Source organism: Mesonia hippocampi, from assembly GCF_014197445.1.
In the GTDB taxonomy this organism is placed as follows: Bacteria; Bacteroidota; Bacteroidia; order Flavobacteriales; family Flavobacteriaceae; genus Mesonia; species Mesonia hippocampi.
Genome location: NZ_JACIFO010000004.1, coordinates 210,902 through 228,798, shown reverse-complemented (window position 1 = coordinate 228,798; position 17,897 = coordinate 210,902). Strand labels below are relative to the sequence as shown.

At 35.7% G+C, this 17,897-nt stretch carries 14 protein-coding genes; 3 read left to right on the top strand and 11 right to left on the bottom strand.

Annotation, left to right across the window (positions count from 1 at the left end):
• Positions 1-3: 3 nt before the first annotated feature.
• The 9 genes from GGR32_RS06590 to tamL form a co-directional block, all read right to left on the bottom strand.
• Entirely contained in the window at positions 4-1,275 is a 1,272-nt protein-coding gene (locus tag GGR32_RS06590; protein ID WP_183477394.1) for an adenylosuccinate synthase, read from the bottom strand.
• An 11-nt stretch (positions 1,276-1,286) separates the two neighbouring features.
• A complete protein-coding gene (locus tag GGR32_RS06585; RefSeq protein WP_183477393.1) occupies positions 1,287-1,742 on the bottom strand; it encodes a Fur family transcriptional regulator in 456 nt (151 codons plus the stop codon).
• Between the two features lie 23 nt (positions 1,743-1,765).
• A complete protein-coding gene (locus tag GGR32_RS06580; RefSeq protein WP_183477392.1) occupies positions 1,766-3,976 on the bottom strand; it encodes a RelA/SpoT family protein in 2,211 nt (736 codons plus the stop codon).
• A gap of 116 nt (positions 3,977-4,092) precedes the next feature.
• A complete protein-coding gene (gene proC, locus GGR32_RS06575) occupies positions 4,093-4,902 on the bottom strand; it encodes a pyrroline-5-carboxylate reductase (protein WP_183477391.1) in 810 nt (269 codons plus the stop codon).
• A 308-nt stretch (positions 4,903-5,210) separates the two neighbouring features.
• Positions 5,211-7,352 carry a polyribonucleotide nucleotidyltransferase gene (locus tag GGR32_RS06570; RefSeq protein WP_183477390.1) on the bottom strand — a complete coding sequence of 714 codons (2,142 nt, stop codon included), beginning with the start codon at positions 7,350-7,352 and terminating at the stop codon, positions 5,211-5,213.
• 157 nt (positions 7,353-7,509) lie between these two features.
• A complete protein-coding gene (gene rpsO / locus GGR32_RS06565) occupies positions 7,510-7,779 on the bottom strand; it encodes a 30S ribosomal protein S15 (RefSeq protein ID WP_183477389.1) in 270 nt (89 codons plus the stop codon).
• Positions 7,780-8,015: 236 nt separating this feature from the next.
• Entirely contained in the window at positions 8,016-8,873 is an 858-nt protein-coding gene (gene accD, locus GGR32_RS06560) for an acetyl-CoA carboxylase, carboxyltransferase subunit beta (RefSeq protein WP_183477388.1), read from the bottom strand.
• A 35-nt stretch (positions 8,874-8,908) separates the two neighbouring features.
• Complete coding sequence (fbaA, locus tag GGR32_RS06555; RefSeq protein ID WP_183477387.1) at positions 8,909-9,976, bottom strand: class II fructose-bisphosphate aldolase; 1,068 nt, start codon at positions 9,974-9,976, stop codon at positions 8,909-8,911.
• Between the two features lie 69 nt (positions 9,977-10,045).
• A complete protein-coding gene (tamL, locus tag GGR32_RS06550; protein WP_183477386.1) occupies positions 10,046-12,589 on the bottom strand; it encodes a translocation and assembly module lipoprotein TamL in 2,544 nt (847 codons plus the stop codon).
• Between the two features lie 36 nt (positions 12,590-12,625).
• On the opposite strand from tamL, the gene GGR32_RS06545 reads away from it, so the two are divergent.
• Entirely contained in the window at positions 12,626-13,351 is a 726-nt protein-coding gene (locus GGR32_RS06545; protein WP_183477385.1) for a TrmH family RNA methyltransferase, read from the top strand.
• A gap of 2 nt (positions 13,352-13,353) precedes the next feature.
• Here the strand turns inward: GGR32_RS06545 and porT are convergent, their stop codons facing one another.
• Positions 13,354-14,061 (bottom strand): type IX secretion/gliding motility protein PorT/SprT, encoded by a 708-nt coding sequence (gene porT, locus GGR32_RS06540; protein ID WP_183477384.1) that lies wholly within the window; start codon positions 14,059-14,061, stop codon positions 13,354-13,356.
• Between the two features lie 14 nt (positions 14,062-14,075).
• Positions 14,076-14,807 carry a bifunctional demethylmenaquinone methyltransferase/2-methoxy-6-polyprenyl-1,4-benzoquinol methylase UbiE gene (gene ubiE / locus GGR32_RS06535; RefSeq protein WP_183477383.1) on the bottom strand — a complete coding sequence of 244 codons (732 nt, stop codon included), beginning with the start codon at positions 14,805-14,807 and terminating at the stop codon, positions 14,076-14,078.
• A gap of 197 nt (positions 14,808-15,004) precedes the next feature.
• Between ubiE and trkA the strand changes: the two genes are divergently transcribed.
• Entirely contained in the window at positions 15,005-16,351 is a 1,347-nt protein-coding gene (gene trkA / locus GGR32_RS06530; protein ID WP_183477382.1) for a Trk system potassium transporter TrkA, read from the top strand.
• Positions 16,352-16,353: 2 nt separating this feature from the next.
• Positions 16,354-17,850, top strand: a complete 1,497-nt coding sequence (locus tag GGR32_RS06525; RefSeq protein WP_183477381.1) for a TrkH family potassium uptake protein — start codon at positions 16,354-16,356, stop codon at positions 17,848-17,850.
• Positions 17,851-17,897 lie beyond the last annotated feature (47 nt).

The following is a 17,897-nucleotide window of genomic DNA, read 5'->3' as shown; positions in this document are numbered from 1 at the left end:
GTTTTAGCGTTGGATAGTTTGTTTTCTATCTGGACCTACCGAAACAATTTTTATAGGTATTTCTAGGTGGTCTTCAATAAACTTGATGTAGTTTTTAAAGTTTTCGGGAAACTCATCTTCCGAAGTCATTTTTGTTAAATCTTCTTTCCAACCTTTTAGCTCTGTATAAATAGGCGATAAGCTATCGTCTTCTATTGTATAGGGTAAATGTTTAATTTCTTCTCCTTTGTATGTATAGGCTGTGCAAACCTTTAAGCTATCAAATCCGCTTAAAACATCGCCTTTCATCATCATTAATTGGGTAACGCCATTTACTTCTGCGGCATATTTTAAGGCTACTAAATCTAACCAGCCACAACGTCTTGGCCTTCCTGTAACGGCACCAAATTCGTGTCCGTTTTTAGCCATGGTTTCTCCTGTTTTATCAAAAAGCTCTGTTGGGAAAGGGCCGCTTCCTACTCGGGTTGTATAAGCCTTAAAAATACCAAAAACTTCTTTTATTTTATTTGGAGCAATTCCTAACCCTGTACAAGCTCCTGCAGCCGTGGTGTTGCTAGAGGTAACAAATGGATAGGTGCCAAAATCTATATCAAGTAAAGAGCCTTGAGCACCTTCTGCTAAAATGGTTTTTTCGCTTTTTTGCGCTTGGCTTAGGTATTCTTCAGAGTCTATAAACTGTAATTCTTTTAGTTTTTTTACAGCATCAAAAAACTCGGCTTCCAGATCGTTTAAATCATACTGGATGTCTACGTCGTAATGTGCAATCATAGACTCGTGTTTATTGGCAAGATTACGGTATTTTTCTTTCCAATTGGTGAGTTCTAAATCGCCAATTCTAAGTCCGTTTCTTCCTGTTTTGTCCATGTATGTTGGGCCAATTCCTTTTAAAGTAGAGCCTATTTTGGCCTTTCCTTTAGACGCTTCGGAAGCGGCATCTAGCAACCTATGGGTTGGTAAAATAATATGAGCTTTTCTGGAGATAAGCAGGCTTTTTTTGTAATCGATATTAAATTTATCGAGCCCCTCGAGTTCTTTTACTAAAACTACGGGGTCAATTACAACTCCGTTTCCGATAAGGTTGATTACATCTTTGTGAAAAATTCCAGAAGGGATTGTTCTTAACACATGTTTTATCCCGTCAAATTCTAAAGTGTGTCCTGCATTTGGACCCCCTTGAAAACGAGCAATGATATTATAATTTGAGGTGAGAACATCTACGATTTTTCCTTTTCCTTCGTCTCCCCACTGCAAGCCTAATAGCAAATCTACAGCCATAAAGATATTTTTTAATTAGATTTTTTTCGTGTTCCGTAAAGGTATAGTGAATGATTGGAGATTTCTACATCAAAAACTTCTTCTATTGTTTTTTTGATGGATTGAATGCGTGGGTCGCAAAATTCAATAACTTCTCCAGTATCGGTTAGTATTACATGATCGTGCTGACGGTCAAAGTAAGATTTTTCGTACTGAGCCTGGTTTTTTCCAAATTGGTGTTTTCTTACCAAACCACAATCTAGTAAAAGTTCTATTGTGTTGTATAGCGTAGCTCTACTTACACGGTAGTTTTTATTTTTCATGATGATATAAAGTGATTCTATATCAAAATGATCGTTGTTGTCGTAAATCTCTTGGAGTATTGCGAAACGCTCCGGAGTTTTACGATGTCCTTTTTCTTCTAAAAACTTTGTAAATACGTTTTTTACAACAGCTTGATCGTCTGAATGTTTTTTTGTGCCTTCCATAGTAATAGTTGCAAATTTACGCTTTATTCACGGGTAATTTTATCTATTCCGTTAATTTTTTTAAGCCTATCGATTAATTTTTTCAAAATAGTATTGTTTTTTACGGTAACGGTTACTTTACCTTCAAAAACAGAGCCTTCGCTGTTAAAAGCAATACTGGTAATATTTACATGGAGGTTGTTTGAAATAATTTTGGTAATTTCATTAACCAACCCAATGTTATCTAAGCCTGATAGTTTTATAATGGCTTTAAATTCTTGTTGAGAAGAGTCTATCCAAATAGCTGGAATTATCCTGTAGGCGTAATTGCTTTGTAACTGGAGTGCGTTGGGACAGTTTTTTTTGTGCACTTTAATTCCTTCGCTTACGGTTATAAAACCAAATACATCATCGCCAGGAATGGGGTTGCAGCAATTTGCCAGTGTGTAAGGTAGTTTTTCCTCATCTTTTCCAAATACTAGTAAATCATAGTTATAACTGTCTTCTTCGATGGTTATAGGTTGTTCTTGCTGCGAAGGTTTTCTAATTTTATTTTTAAAGAAAGAAACTAAAGCGTTGCTGCGTGAAGCGGCATATTTTTTTAGGGATACATTGTCTATTTTTCCAACACCTACTTGGTAAAATAAGTCTAAACTAGTTTTTACTTTGAAGAATTGTACTAACTCGTTTACGGTTTTTTCGTTAAACTGAATTTTTTGTGTACGGAGTTTACGCATTAATATTGCTTTTCCGTCATCTGCAATAAGTCGTTTTTCTTCTTTTAGTGCTGTTTTTATTTTAGATCGTGCTCTTCCTGTATGTACGTAGTTTAACCATTGGTGGGTGGGTTTTATACCTTCGGAAGTAATAATTTCTACGGTGTCTCCGCTTTTTAGTTGATGGCTTAGAGGAACTAGTTTTCCGTTAACTTTTGCTCCTCGGGTTTTTAAGCCAACTTCGGTATGGATGCTAAAGGAAAAATCTAAAGGGGTGGCTCCTTTTGGGAGTGATTTTAAATCTCCTTTTGGGGTAAAAACAAATATTTCTTTGGCATATAGATTAAGTTTGAAGTGTTGTACAAAGTCTATAGCACTGGCATCATTGCTTTCCAGGGTTTCTTGGAGTTTATTTATCCATTGGTCAAAATTATCGTCTTGTTTTTCTTTACCGTGTTTGTATTTATAGTGTGCCGCATAGCCTTTTTCTGCAATTTCATTCATTCGTTCACTGCGTATTTGCACTTCTACCCATCTTCCTTTAGGGCCCATTACGGTGGTGTGTAAAGCCTCATAACCTGTAGATTTTGGTGCAGAAAGCCAGTCTCTTAATCGAGTTGGGTTTGGTCTAAAGTGGTCGGTAACAATCGAATAGATTTTCCAAGCAATAAATTTTTCTGTTTCGATATTGCTTTTGTAAATAATTCTTATTGCAAACTTATCGTAAACTTCTTCGTAGCTTACGTTTTGTTTTAGCATTTTTTTTCGAATAGAATAAATAGATTTTGGCCTGCCTTTAATTTCATAATCAAGTTGTTCTTGATCTAGAGAAGTAGAAATTACATTGCTAAAATCTTTAATATAGGCATCTAACTCTTCTTTACTCTCTTTTCTTTTGGTTAAGATTTCATGATAAACTTCAGGCTCTGTATATTTTAGGCTGAGGTCTTCGAGTTCTGTTTTTATTTGATATAGCCCAATCCGGTGGGCTAATGGCGCGTATATGTAAAGGGTTTCCGAGGCAATTTTCAGTTGTTTATCAGCTCGCATAGCATCCATAGTTTGCATATTATGAAGTCTATCGGCTATTTTTATGATAATCACCCTAACGTCTTCGTTTAGGGTAAGTAGCATTTTTCTGAAATTTTCAGCTTGGAGCGATACGTCTGCTTCTTTTGGGATGTGACTTATTTTTGTGAGTCCTTCTACAATTCTAGCAATATCTTCTCCAACCAAGTCTTTGATGTCTTGTACAGAGTAGCTTGTGTCTTCCACTACATCATGTAGTAGTGCTGCAGCAATAGAAGTGGCATCTAAGCCTATTTCTGAAGCTACAATTTTAGCCACGGCAATGGGGTGAAAAATATAGGCTTCCCCAGATTTTCTGCGTTGATCCTTATGGGCTTCTACGGCTATTTCAAAAGCTTTTCTTATAAGCGATTTATCTTCTTCACTTAGGCTTCTGTAGCTTATACGAAGTAGCTCTTTGTATTGTTGAGCTATTTCTTTGTTTTCTTCTAATATTTCTTTTTCGGTCATTGGCATACCACTAATATAATAAAAGCCGTAAAAATAAAGAAGTATTTATAATAAATAAGCAGCTTTGGTTGTTATGGCCAAAACTGCTTAGTGAAATTTTATTAAAAATATAGATTTTATTTATTTTGTTCTCCTAGTTCTACAGCTCTGTGAAAAGCAGCATAAGCGGCATCTTCTATTAATTGTTTTACATTATTATCTTCCATCGAGTCTAATGCGGCACGAGTAGTTCCACCTTTAGAGGCAACTCTGTTCATCCAGGATTGTGGTGATAGGTCAGATTGGTTAAAAAGTTCCACCGCGCCTTCAAATGTGTTGCTAACGAGTACTTTAGAGTCGTAATCGGAGAACCCCATTTTTTTTGCAGCTTCTAGCATTGAATTCATAAAATAGAAAACGTATGCAGGGCCGCTACCTGAAATACCTGTAGAGGCGTCTATAAATTTTTCTGAATTTACATGAACAGATTCTCCAGTGGTATCAAGTAAATTTCTAACACTTAGCAGTTCTACGCGGGATACTTCTGCTGCTTCTGTGTAAGAAGTAACTCCTTTACCCACTTGTGCAGGTAGGTTAGGCATGGTTCTAATAACTTTGTTTTGTTGAAGCTCTTTTTGGATGTATTGGATGGTGACCCCAGCCATTAGCGAGACAAAAATTTGTTGTTTATTAAGTAGTGGTCTCATTTCTTTAAAAAGTGCCTCGGCATGGTAAGGTTTTACTGCAATAAAAACAATGTCGCTGTCTGGAAGGCAATCTGTTAGTTTTTCATAAACATTAAATTGGTTTGTTTTTTTTAATGAAGTTGTTTTTTTAGGGTCGGTGTCGTAAATTCTTAACTTTTGTTTTCCTAATAATGGAGAATCCATCATTCCTTCTGCATAAGTAAGACCCATATTTCCGGCTCCTATAACTAATACTTTCATTTTTTTAATTTTATAGATTTATAAGTATTTTGTCAATGTATTTGATATGTCTTGCAAGGATTATGCAAGGTTTAGTTTAAAAATAATTATTAAGTTGTTTTTTTGAATATGGTAATTTATTATAAATTTTATTAAAATAATAGTTATTTAAAAACTAAATTAATGATTGTTTTGTAATTTTGTTTTTTTTAATGAGGTAAAATAAACTGTCATTGTTTCGGGATTATGCAATAATGTCAGACAGCTTATAGAAATAAAAAAGTGCCTAAGGTTAACTAGGCACTTTTGGATATTTAATAGAGAAAAAATTAATCTTCTTTTCTAGGTTTTTCTTCTCTTTTAGTTCTAGGTAATAATGCTTTTCTCGATACCTTTTCTTTTCTTGTTTTAGGGTCTACACCAAAATACTTTACATCAAGTACGTCACCAAGGTTTACAACGTCGGTTACATTATTTGTGCGTTCCCAAGCAAGTTCAGAGATGTGTAGTAAGACTTCATTTCCAGGAGCATCTAAGTATTCAACTACTGCACCAAAATCTAAAACTTTAATTACTTTAACTTCATAAACACTACCTTTTTCAGGTTTAAAAGTTAAAGCGTCGATGCGTTTAAGTACAGCGTCGATACCTTCTTGGTCTGTTCCAAGAATTTCAACCACACCTTTTTCGTCTACTTCATTGATAACAATTTCGGTGCTGGTTTCTTTTTGTAGTTCTTGGATATGTTTTCCTCCAGGGCCAATCATAGCGCCAATAAATTCTCCAGGAATAACGCGGGTAATAATTTTTGGAGCATGTGCTTTTACGTTTTCATTTGGAGTAGCTATGGTATTGGTAAGTTGCTCTAAGATGTGTAACCTGCCGTCGCGAGCTTGTTTTAGGGCTTGGATAAGAATTTCGTAAGAAAGTCCTTTAATTTTTATATCCATTTGGCAGGCCGTAATTCCGTCTGCTGTTCCTGTTACTTTAAAGTCCATATCTCCTAAGTGGTCTTCGTCTCCTAAAATATCAGAAAGTACCGCGAAATCATTTCCGTCGGAAATTAATCCCATAGCAATTCCTGATACTGGTTTTTTAAGCTGTACTCCGGCATCCATTAATGCTAAAGTTCCTGCGCATACAGTTGCCATGGATGAAGAACCATTAGATTCTAAAATTTCAGATACAACACGTACGGTATAAGGACATTCTTCTGGAATCATGGTTTGTAAAGCACGTTGTGCTAAGTTTCCGTGTCCTACTTCTCTTCTAGAAGTACCTCTTAAAGGGCGTGCTTCTCCTGTAGAGAAAGGAGGGAAGTTGTAATGTAAATAGAAGTTTTCTTCTCCTTGGAAAGTAGGTGAATCTACTACATTTACTTCTCTAGAAGTTCCTAAAGTTACGGTAGCAAGGGCTTGGGTTTCACCTCTGGTGAAAACTCCAGAACCGTGTGCAGATGGTAGATAATCTACTTCACACCAAATTGGACGGATTTCGGTGGTTTTTCTTCCGTCTAAACGTATACCTTCTTTTAGTACTACATCGCGTACTGCTTTTTTCTGTGCTGCATTAAGGTATTTATTTATTAAACCTCCAATTTCGGTAAGTTCTTCCTCGGTATAGGTTGAGGTAATTTCTTCTTTAATTTTAGAAAAAGCTTCTCCGCGTTCTGTTTTGCTTGTGCCTTGTTTTGCTATGTCGTAGCATTTTTGGTAAGCAAGCTGCATAATTTTATCTTCTAGAGCGGTGTCTTCTTGTTCTGGTTCGTAGCTTCTGGTTTCTTTTTTACCTACAGCTTCGGCAAGTTTTCTTTGTGCTTGACACTGAATTTTAATGGCTTCATGGGCTATTTTGATAGCTTCAGTCATTTCTTCTTCAGAGCATTCTTTCATTTCTCCTTCTACCATGGCAACGCTGTCTTCAGAGGCTCCAACCATCAAGTCTATGTCGGCGTTTGCTAATTGAGTGCGGCTTGGGTTAATGATAAATTCCCCATCAATACGTGCTACTCGAACTTCAGATATTGGACTTTCAAAAGGAACGTCTGATAATTGGATGGCTGCAGAGGCAGCTAGACCAGCTAAGGCATCGGGCATAACCTCTTCGTCATGCGACATTAGCTGTATCATTACTTGAGTTTCGGCATGGTAATCTTTAGGGAATAAAGGTCTTAATACGCGATCTACAAGGCGCATTACTAAGATTTCTTCGTTGCTTGGGCGTGCCTCACGTTTAAAAAAACCTCCTGGGAAACGTCCTGCTGCTGCAAATTTTTCGCGATAATCTACAGTAAGTGGTAAAAAATCTACAGGGCTTGCTTCGTAGTTAGATACTAGGGTGCAAAGTAATTTTGCTTTTCCCATACTTACAACTACAGATCCGTGTGCTTGTTTGGCTAGTTTGCCTGTCTCTAAGGTGATGCTTCTGCCATCTCCTAAATCGATAACTTCCTGAAATGTTTTTGGAATCATGTTTTTTAAATTCTAATTAAACAATGGTCTTCCGTTTTTTATAACGGTCTGTGTTGTGTTGTTGTGGGTGTTGCTGACCAATGAAAAACTTAGTGAGGAACTTTTGTTAATCTATAAATGTATAAAAAAAAGGGGCGTAAAGCCCCTTGAAGTGTGATTATTTTCTTAATCCTAATTCTTTTACTATTGCACGATATCTCATAATATCTTTTTTCATAAGATAATCTAACAGACTTCTGCGTTTACCTACAAGCATAACAAGAGATCTTTCTGAGTTGAAATCTTTTTTGTTGGTTTTTAAGTGTGCAGAGATGTGCGCAATTCTTTTGGTAAATAAGGCTATTTGACCTTCGGCAGAACCTGTATCATTTTTACCTTTACCGTGTTTCTCGAACAATTGTTCTTTTTCTTCTTTTGTTAAATACATTCCAATATTATTTCAATGATTATTATGTACCGATAGGTTTTCTATCGAAAGGGGCAAATGTACGATTATTTTTATTTTTTATAGAATTTGTGCGTAAATATTTTTTGTTTGGAGTTGTTAAGCTTTTGAGGCTAAGGCTATTTTTGAGAATAGAGGTTGTGAAGAATAAATTTTATGGAATAAAAAAGCTGTATCAGAACATTATGATACAGCTTTTAAAAATAACAAGATTGTTTTTATATCCTTACAGGTTGATTTTGAATTAAATCTATGTAAAGGTTAACTTTATCTTTAAGTTCTTTACGAGGGGTGATAAAATCTAAAAACCCGTGTTCTAGTAAAAATTCAGAAGTTTGGAAGCCTTCTGGTAAATCTTTACCCGTAGTATCTTTAACAACACGAGGTCCTGCAAAACCTATTAAGGCTCCAGGCTCGGCAATGTTAATATCGCCTAGCATAGCGTAGGATGCTGTTGTACCTCCTGTAGTTGGGTCTGTACAAAGCGAGATATAAGGTAGTTTTGCTTCGCCAAGTTGTGCGATTTTTACCGATGTTTTTGCCAATTGCATAAGCGATAAAACAGCTTCTTGCATACGGGCGCCTCCAGATTTAGAGATAATAAGTACAGGAAGTTTTTTCTTGATGGCATAATCTATAGCGCGTGCAATTTTTTCTCCAACTACAGAGCCCATAGAGCCTCCAACAAAGTTAAAGTCCATACAGGCAATAACGATGTCTTTTCCTTTAGATTTTCCTACTGCTGTACGGATAGCATCTTTTAGTCCTGTTGCTTCTTGAGCGTCTTTTATACGTTGAGGGTATTTCTTTTTATCCTCAAATTTTAGAGGGTCTTTAGCAATAAGATCTTTATCTAGCTCCTTAAACTTATTGTCGTCGAATAAAATTTCAAAATACTCTTTACTTCCAATACGAACGTGGTAGCCGTCTTCTGGACTTACGTAAAAGTTTCTTTCTAACTCTTCTGAGTCTACAATTTTACCGGTAGGCGATTTATACCACAATCCTTTAGGGACGTCCTTTTTATCTTGGGTTGCGGTTTGTATTCCTTTTTTAGTTCTTTTAAACCAAGCCATATTTTTTGCTTTAGGTTAATAATAGGGTTTTTACCTTACAATGTGTTTATATTGTTAAGGTCTTCAAAAGCCTTTTTTAATCGATTGATAAAAGTTAGTTCACCTTCGCGAAGCCATTTTCTAGGATCGTAATATTTTTTATTAGGAAGTTCATCTCCTTCAGGGTTTCCTATTTGGCTAGAAAGGTAGTCTTTATATTTGGTTATGTAATCTCTTACACCTTCATTAAAAGCATATTGTTGGTCGGTATCTATGTTCATTTTAATAACGCCATAATCTATAGCTTCTCTTATTTCTTCGACAGAAGAGCCGCTACCACCATGAAATACAAAATCTATGTGGTTGTGTTCTACGTTGTATTTTTTAGAAATAAATTCTTGTGAGTTTTTAAGAATTTTAGGTGTAAGTTTTACGTTTCCAGGTTTGTATACACCGTGTACATTTCCAAAAGCGGCTGCGATGGTAAATTTCTCGCTAATTTTGCTTAATTCTTCATACGCATAAGCTACTTCTTCTGGTTGTGTATAGAGTTTAGATACATCAACATCGGTATTGTCTACGCCGTCTTCTTCTCCTCCGGTAATTCCTAATTCTATTTCTAAGGTCATTCCCATTTTCTCCATTCTGCCAAGGTACTCTTTACAGATTTCGATGTTTTCTTCAATAGGTTCTTCACTTAAATCAATCATGTGAGAACTGAATAGGGGTTTCCCGTGTTGTTTATAGAATTTCTCTCCTTCGTCTAAAAGGCCATCTATCCAAGGGAGTAATTTTTTTGCGCAATGGTCTGTGTGTAAAATTACAGTAACGCCGTATGCTTCGGCTAAATCGTGTACGTGTTTAGCTCCTGTAACTGCTCCTAGAATTGCTGCTTTTTGGTTTTCGTTACTAAGTCCTTTTCCTGCATTGAAAATAGCTCCGCCGTTTGAAAATTGAATGATTACTGGTGCATTTACAGTTGCAGCTGTTTCTAAAACGGCATTGATAGAGTTAGAGCCAACTACATTAACCGCAGGTAATGCGTACTTGTGTTTTTTTGCATGTGCAAAAATCGCTTGGACTTCTTTTCCGGTGGCAACTCCTGGTTTTATGTTATGACTCATAGTATAAGAGGTGTTTTATTGATTTTTAAGTTTACAAAATTAAGAAAATATATGTGAAAATAGATGTGATTAAAAAGGATAATTAATCCCGAAATTAATTACAGAGTTCTGAAAATTGTATTTGGTAAACCATTTTTGGTCGTCATATGCGGGGTCGTAGGTCTTAAAGCCAAGGTCTAATCGTATTACAAAAAAGCTAAAATCGTAGCGTAGGCCAAAACCAGAACTTACAGCAATTTCGGTTAAATCTTTAACCGATTCAAAACGAGAGGGTTTGTGTTCTACATTGTCTAAAACATTCCAAATGTTACCTGCGTCTATAAAAATAGCACTGTCTAAGGAGCCAAAAAGGTTAAACCTGTATTCGGCATTAAGGCTTATTTTAAGGTTAGCTTCATTAAATTCGTTACGTCCGCCGCTGCTTCCTGGACCTATGTTATAAGGTTTCCATCCGCGATTGTCATTGGCTCCTCCTGCAAAAAAACTTCGGGCAAAAGGAATGCTGTTGGCATTTCCTAAAGGGATGGCGATTCCTGTAAAAATTCTTGTGGCAAGAATGTTTTTATTTCCAAAATCCCAGTGTTTTATCAAATCAAACTCTCCTTTTATGTATTGTGAGTATTGTACATTAAAAATGCTGTAAGAATCATTTTCTTTAGATAAATTTAAAAGCGGACTGGCAAGGTTTAGGAGGTTTCCAGCGCCTTCTATTTTAAAACGAAACTGAGTGAATTCTTTATCGTAGATGTTTTCTTGCGTATTTTTTAGGTAATTAAAACTCGTGGCAAGGATAAAGTTGTTTTCTGTAAGCCGGTCTTGACGTTCTATAATATCTCGAATTTCTTCTATTTCGGTATTTTCTAATGTGTATTGATTTTGTTTATAATCGTTAAGAAAAGCGGTAGTCCCGTCAGGAATGCTTAAATTTCCTTTGGAGTTGAAGTAATTTTGGTCAATTTGAGTGATGTTGTTGCCTGCAATTTCGTTTAAACGATTATAGGAGTTTGTATAAACATTAAAGTAATTGCTGGTGTTTAGATTTCTAACATACTGGGCATCTATAAGTTTTAATCGGTAAGTACGCTCTTTGTCGGGGTTCCATTTATAGGTGAATTCTCCAGTGATGTTATGTTTGTCTAGCCCTATGTTTTTTTGTGTGCTTATTCCTGTTTTTAATGTGGTAAAAGGATACATGTATTTAGGAATAATGTTGTCTGTATTTAGTGGGAAGGCTATTTTCGGAAAGCTTAAGCTGGCATCGACACCCACTTCGGAAATATTAAAGAATTTATCTTGACTATCGGCAGCTTCTTTAGATGAACCTACACTTCCTCGTGCTGCGATTTCAAAAACTTCAGCTCCGCCAAAAATGTTTCGTATTAAGAGTGAACCTCCAAAACCAATTCCGAAATTTTGAATGTTACTTCGGGAGAGGTCAAAATTAAAATCTATACCAAATTTGGGTTTTGGGGTTAGAAAAATATTGGTGATTAGTTGTGTGTTTGTACTGTCTCTAGGATCTTGTATGTATTGGATATTTGGGTAGTTAAAAACACGTAACCCATTTATACGGCTGTAGGTTAATGCTCTGTCTTTATCGCTAAAAGTATTTCCTTTTTTTATAAAAATAAGGTCGCTTAAGGCTTTAGGATTGTATGCAAGTTTCTCAAAACTAAAAAAATTATAGCCTCCATAGTGTGTAGAATCTGTGGCAGTATGGTCTGCACTTCCTTTATAGTCAGTAAAAACATTTACTTCGCTAATTTTATGTATTTTAAAAGGTACTTTGTAAGCAGAATCTTCTTTTTTTTCTTCTCGGTTGGTTATCACCATATCTATATTTACCTTATGGTCTGTTGCAATAGTATCGGCATAAAAGGTAATGTATTCTTGGTCAAAATGGTACAAGCCATTATTTCTAAAATAGGTGGTTATGCGCTCGCGCTCGTCTTTGAAATTTGTGGTGTTAAATTTTTCGCCAGATTTTATGGGGCTTTCATTTTTAATGTTAAGGTATAACGAGTCGGCATCTTTTGCGCTAATACTGGTAGATAGGCTATCTAAAATATAAGGTTTGTTAGGGGTTATTCGGTAGGTAACATGAGCACGTTTATTGTTTTTTCTGGTTATTTCGTGTTTTGCTTCTACGTTAAACCAGCCATGATTCCAAAACCATGCTTTAAGGCGCTCTTCAGATTTTTCTGTAAGTTCTTCGTTTACAATAGTGGGTGCTTGCCCTGTGTTTTTTAGGAAATTATTAAAATTGATATAGCCTTCGGCAAGATTACCTGCTTGCTTTTCAGAAAGAAAATTTACTAAACGCTCTTTGCGTTTGGGTTTTTTATGTATCCATTTATAAAAAGCAGAATCGGGTTTTACTTTGGCTAGGTTATAAATATGTAAGCGCAACGGGATACCTACAAAGGGGAGTTCTACATTTGGCTGTTGGTATATTTCTGCGTATGCCTTTTGATTTTTTATAAGTTTATCATTAACATAAATATAATTATCGGTAAGCAGATGTTCTTGATTAGGTACTCTTTTTACACTATTACATGCACTTATGCTGATAAGTAAAATAATTAATGATATTTTTGCGATAGAAATCTTCAAATAGTCACATTTTAGAGTTCAAAAATACATCATTTTATGATTAGTAAAACTCAAATTAAGTTAATAAACAGCTTGTCGCAAAAAAAGTACCGTCAAAAACACGGATTGTTTATTGCGGAAGGGATAAAAGTTATTAAAGAAATCTTAGCTTCTTCGTACGAAGTTACCGATATTTTTAGTAAAACAGATGTTTTTTCTTTGCTAAAGCCTACAAATTTACATTTGGTAACTGAAAAGGAGTTAAAAAAAATATCTAAGCTTACTACGCCACAAACGGCCTTGGCGTTAGTGAAAATTCCACCAGTAAAAAAAGTAAACCTATCAGGAGTGGTTGTGGCTTTAGATGGGGTTCGAGACCCAGGTAATTTAGGAACCATTATAAGGCTTTGTGATTGGTTTGGTATAGAGCATTTGCTTTGCTCGCCCGATACGGTAGATTGTTATAACCCTAAAGTGGTGCAGGCGAGTATGGGTTCGTTAACACGGGTAAATATACACTACAGAAGTTTACCAGAAGCCATAGAGCAAACGGCACTTCCTGTTTTTGGTACTTTTATGGAAGGAGAAAATGTTTATCAGCAAAACCTGCCTAGTGAGGGTATTTTAATTATGGGGAACGAAGCTAACGGGATTAGAGATGATGTTGCGCGTATGGTTACTCATAGGTTAAGTATTCCGCAATTTGGTGCTAATGGTGCTACCGAGAGTCTTAATGTAGCCACTGCTGCTGCAATTTTGTTAAGCGAATTTAAGCGTGCTTAATTTTACTGAAAAGTAAAGTTTATAAAAATTGCTCTACTCTCCATGCTGTTGATGTTTCCTGTATAAGGGCTGTTAGGGTCTAGGTCTCTTTTAAGTTCATCATTAATAGCAAAAACTCCTCGAATAGATGGCGTGAATTTAAAGAAGTAAAGGTAAAAGTCTATACCAAAACCAATTTCATAATAATAGGTATTGGTGTTCATTCTAAATTCACCAACACTATTATCGTCGGGATTATTTTCGTTGCTCGAAAGGTTTATAGAAGTAGATACGCCTCCTACCACAAACGGCTTAAAATTATTAAGGCGCTTTGTAGAAAACTTCATAAGCAGCGGGATATGTATATAGGTAGATTTTACCTCGCGTAGGTTGTCTTCGGGGATTTCAGGATACATAAAATTTCGTTGGGTAAACATTACCCCAGGCTCCAGGCGTAAATCCATATAATCATTAAGCCTTAAATTACCTATAAGCCCTACATTAAAACCTGTTGTTTTGTCAATAATAATGTCTTGCGTAGGGTGTTCTTTATAATCAAATTTAAAATCGTAGGCATTAAAACCTAAAAAGTACCCCCAAGACCAACGGTTTTTATCGAAATTTTCAAGATTTTTTATGTTGTTTCCTCTTCTAAAAAAGCCTTGAGCTTGTATATGTTGTAAGCCTAAAAATAGGCATAACAGAATAAAAACATGTTTTTTCTTAAACATAAAAAATATATTTTTTAGGCTTTGGAAGCACTATAAATGGTAGCAACGCCCAAAGTTTGTGGTTTGTGTTCTACATTTGTAAACCCAATTTTTTGTAAAATATTGTTGAGTTTTTTCCCGTAAGGAAAAATAGCCGCACTATCGCTTAAGTATTGGTAGGCTACTTTGTCTTTAGAGAAGATGCGCCCAATAGAAGGTAAAATATATTTTGTGTAGAGCTTGTAGCCTTGTTTGTAAGGTGTTTTTGTGGGAACCGAGGTTTCTAAAATCACAAAAATCCCCCCAGGTTTTAATACCCGTAAAATTTCTGCTAAACCGTTTTCTAAGGTTTCAAAATTTCTTATTCCAAAAGCTACTGTTATCGCATCAAAACTATTGTCACTAAAGGGAAGTGCTTCAGAATCACCTTGAACCATTTCTATTTTATCGGTTAGGTTTTTTTGCGCTATTTTTTTTCGTCCAATACTAAGCATTCCTTCCGATAAATCTAACCCCGTAACGCTAGGGATACCCGCTTCTGCCATGCTGATAGCTAGATCTCCAGTGCCTGTAGCAATATCTAAAGCGGTTTTTGGTGTTGTAGAACTTACAAGTTTAATTACTTTTTTTCGCCAAGAAGTATCTATACCAAAAGAAATAACGCGGTTTAAGCCATCGTAATCTTCCGAGATGGTATCAAACATTTGTTCAACCTGTTTTTTTTTGGTGAGCTTAGAATCTTTATAAGGCGTGAGCTTTTTGGTCATTGCGAAAAATTTTTGCAAAGATACGTTATCTATAATAGAATAATATCAATGTGATAAAAAATTGTAAACTAGCTATTTGTTCTTTTAGAAGAAAAATAGAAGTATATTTGCTTTCCGAAAAACGTAAATTTTATTTAAGAAACTGATTTTTAATATGTTTTTCGTCTGTTTTAATCTATAAAATTCACAATTAGGTTATGAAAATTATTATTGCTGGGGCAGGGGAAGTAGGCTTTCATTTGGCAAAATTACTTTCGTATGAATCGCAGAATATAACATTGATAGACAATGAGCAAAACAACTTGCAGCATGCCGATAGTCATTTAGATATTATTACAATTAAGGGCGATGCTACCTCAATAAAAATATTAACAGAGGCCCAAGTAGATGAAGCTGATTTGGTGATTAGTGTAACGTCTAGCGAAACCACAAATATTACCATCTGTGTACTCGCAAAACAACTGGGCGCTAAGCGAACAATTGCTAGAATTTCTAACGAAGAGTTTATAGAGCGTAAAAGTAAACTAGGTTTTAAACGTTTTGGAATAGACGAACTTATCTCGCCAGAATCTTTGGCAGCTAAAGAGATAGAAGAATTACTAAATAGATCTGCGTTTAACGATACTTTTATGTTCGATCAAGGGGCATTAACAATGGTTGGTTTTAAATTAGCAAAAAATGCTCCGTTTGTGGGTGAGACCATAAGCAGCGCTGTAAATATTTTTCCAGATTTAAAATTTGTAACCATTGCCGTGCAACGTTATGGAACACAATACACGCTTATTCCTAGAGGGAATACAGTTTTTAAAGAAGGAGACCAAGTATATTTTGTTACCACACAAGACGGTGTAGATGAACTCTATAAACTTACGGGAAAAACTAAGCACGAAATTAAAAACATCATGATTCTTGGAGGGAGTAAAATAGGAAGAAGAACCGCCAAGAGCCTTTGCGATGCAAAATTTAATGTAAAGCTTATAGAATCTAACCGAGAGAAAGCATTCGAGCTGGCAGACGAACTTCCTAAAACATTAGTAATACATAGCGATGGAAGAGATGCAGAGGTTCTAGAAGAAGAGAATATTTATGATATGGATGCGTTTATCGCAGTGACTGGAAATTCTGAAACTAACATTATGACTTGCCTGATGGCAAAATCTAAAGGAGTGATGAAAACCATATCGCTGGTAGAAAATATGGATTATTTTCAATTAAGTCATTCTATAGGAATTAATACCTTGATTAATAAAAAGCTTCTTGCCGCAAATACCATTTTTAGGTATATAAGAAAAGGAGATGTTGTGGCGATGACAAAACTAAACAACATGAATGCGGAGCTGTTAGAGTTTATTGTAAAAGAAGACTCTAAAGTTAGTAATAAACGCATAGCTGATATTAAGTGGCCTCGAAATGCAATTGTAGGTGGAGTTATTAGAAATAAAGAAGGAATTATCCCGATGGGAGATTTTACCATAAAACCAAACGATAGGATTGTAGTTTGCTGTTTGCCACAAGCTATTCGGAAAGTAGAAAATTTGTTGTAAAAATGCCTAAGCTTAATTTAAAAATTATTACCCATATTATGGGGCTTTTACTGCTTTGTAATGGAGGGTTTATGTTGTTGGCCTGCATAGCGAGTATCATTTATAAAGATGGGGCTATTGTAGAGTTGGCAGGAGCATCTTTTACCACTATGCTGGTTGGGTTAATATTAATGTTTGCTACCAAAAATCATAAAAAAGAATTAAAGCAACGCGAAGGGTATATCATTGTAACTTTTGGTTGGGTTTTTATGACACTAAGCGGGATGTTACCCTATCTTTTTACAGGAAGCATAGATAATGTTACCGATGCTTTTTTTGAAACCATGTCGGGCTATACCACAACAGGTGCAACTATTCTTAATGATATCGAAATTCTTCCTCACGGGGTTTTGTTATGGCGAAGCTTAACACATTGGATAGGAGGGATGGGAATTATTGTTCTTGCTGTAGCCATCTTACCCTTGTTGGGTGTGGGAGGAATGCAGCTGTTTGCAGCAGAAGCTCCTGGGCCAAGTGCAGATAAATTAAAACCTAGAATAGCCGATACCGCAAAAAGATTATGGCTTATTTATGTAGGCTATACCGTTGCAGAAACAATACTATTAAGCGTAGCAGGAATGAGTGTATTTGATGCACTAAACCATGCCTTAAGTACGTTATCTACAGGTGGGTTTTCTACAAAAAATGCAAGTGTTGCTTATTGGAATGACGATCCTGTAATTCAGTATATTATTATTGTATTTATGTTTTTGGCAGGAACTAATTTTGTAATGAGTTATTTTAGTTTCAAGGGGCAAATTCAAAAAGTATTACGCAATGAAGAGCTGAAATGGTATTTTATTTTTATAGCAGGACTTACGTTAATTTCTTCTGTGATAATTTATTTTCAGGCCGACCCTTCTTTGTCATCCATAGATCATCCAATGGTGTGGGGAGAGTATGAAAGCGCTTTTAGGCATTCATTGTTTCAAGTGATATCGGTTATTACTACTACGGGATTTGTTTCTGCAGACTTCACTATGTGGACTCCCTTTTTGAGTATGCTCTTTTTTGGGCTTTTCTTCTTAGGAGGCTCAGCAGGTTCAACCTCGGGAGGAGTAAAAATTGTTAGGCATATTATTATGATACGAAATGGGATAACCGAGTTTAAGCGTACGCTTCATCCTAATGCTGTACTTCCTGTACGTTATAATGGAAAAGCTATTCAAGGGAAAATTGTATTTAATATTTTAGGTTTTTTTATATGGTACCTTTTGGTGTTTATAATCGGTGCTGTTTTTCTTGCTTACCTAGGTTTAGATTTTGAAAGTGCTATAGGTGCTGCAGCATCATCTTTAGGAAATATTGGTCCAGCCTATGGGATGTTGAGCCCAGTAGATAATTTTGATGTATTGCCCGATGCAGGTAAATGGTGGAGCGCTTTTTTAATGTTAACAGGAAGGCTAGAGCTGCTAACTGTACTTATTATATTTACACCTTTTTTCTGGCGTAACAGGTAGAATAATGCTATAAAAAAATCCTGAAACATTAACTTTCAGGATTTTTT

Bases quoted from the DNA above. Each gene is read 5' to 3' on its own strand.
- GGR32_RS06590 (WP_183477394.1), bottom strand. From the start codon at position 1,275: ATGGCTGTAGATTTGCTATTAGGCTTGCAGTGGGGAGACGAAGGAAAA.
- GGR32_RS06585 (WP_183477393.1), bottom strand. From the start codon at position 1,742: ATGGAAGGCACAAAAAAACATTCAGACGATCAAGCTGTTGTAAAAAAC.
- GGR32_RS06580 (WP_183477392.1), bottom strand. From the start codon at position 3,976: ATGACCGAAAAAGAAATATTAGAAGAAAACAAAGAAATAGCTCAACAA.
- proC (WP_183477391.1), bottom strand. From the start codon at position 4,902: ATGAAAGTATTAGTTATAGGAGCCGGAAATATGGGTCTTACTTATGCA.
- GGR32_RS06570 (WP_183477390.1), bottom strand. From the start codon at position 7,352: ATGATTCCAAAAACATTTCAGGAAGTTATCGATTTAGGAGATGGCAGA.
- rpsO (WP_183477389.1), bottom strand. From the start codon at position 7,779: ATGTATTTAACAAAAGAAGAAAAAGAACAATTGTTCGAGAAACACGGT.
- accD (WP_183477388.1), bottom strand. From the start codon at position 8,873: ATGGCTTGGTTTAAAAGAACTAAAAAAGGAATACAAACCGCAACCCAA.
- fbaA (WP_183477387.1), bottom strand. From the start codon at position 9,976: ATGAGTCATAACATAAAACCAGGAGTTGCCACCGGAAAAGAAGTCCAA.
- GGR32_RS06545 (WP_183477385.1), top strand. From the start codon at position 12,626: ATGATTAGTAAAACTCAAATTAAGTTAATAAACAGCTTGTCGCAAAAA.
- porT (WP_183477384.1), bottom strand. From the start codon at position 14,061: ATGTTTAAGAAAAAACATGTTTTTATTCTGTTATGCCTATTTTTAGGC.
- ubiE (WP_183477383.1), bottom strand. From the start codon at position 14,807: ATGACCAAAAAGCTCACGCCTTATAAAGATTCTAAGCTCACCAAAAAA.
- trkA (WP_183477382.1), top strand. From the start codon at position 15,005: ATGAAAATTATTATTGCTGGGGCAGGGGAAGTAGGCTTTCATTTGGCA.
- GGR32_RS06525 (WP_183477381.1), top strand. From the start codon at position 16,354: ATGCCTAAGCTTAATTTAAAAATTATTACCCATATTATGGGGCTTTTA.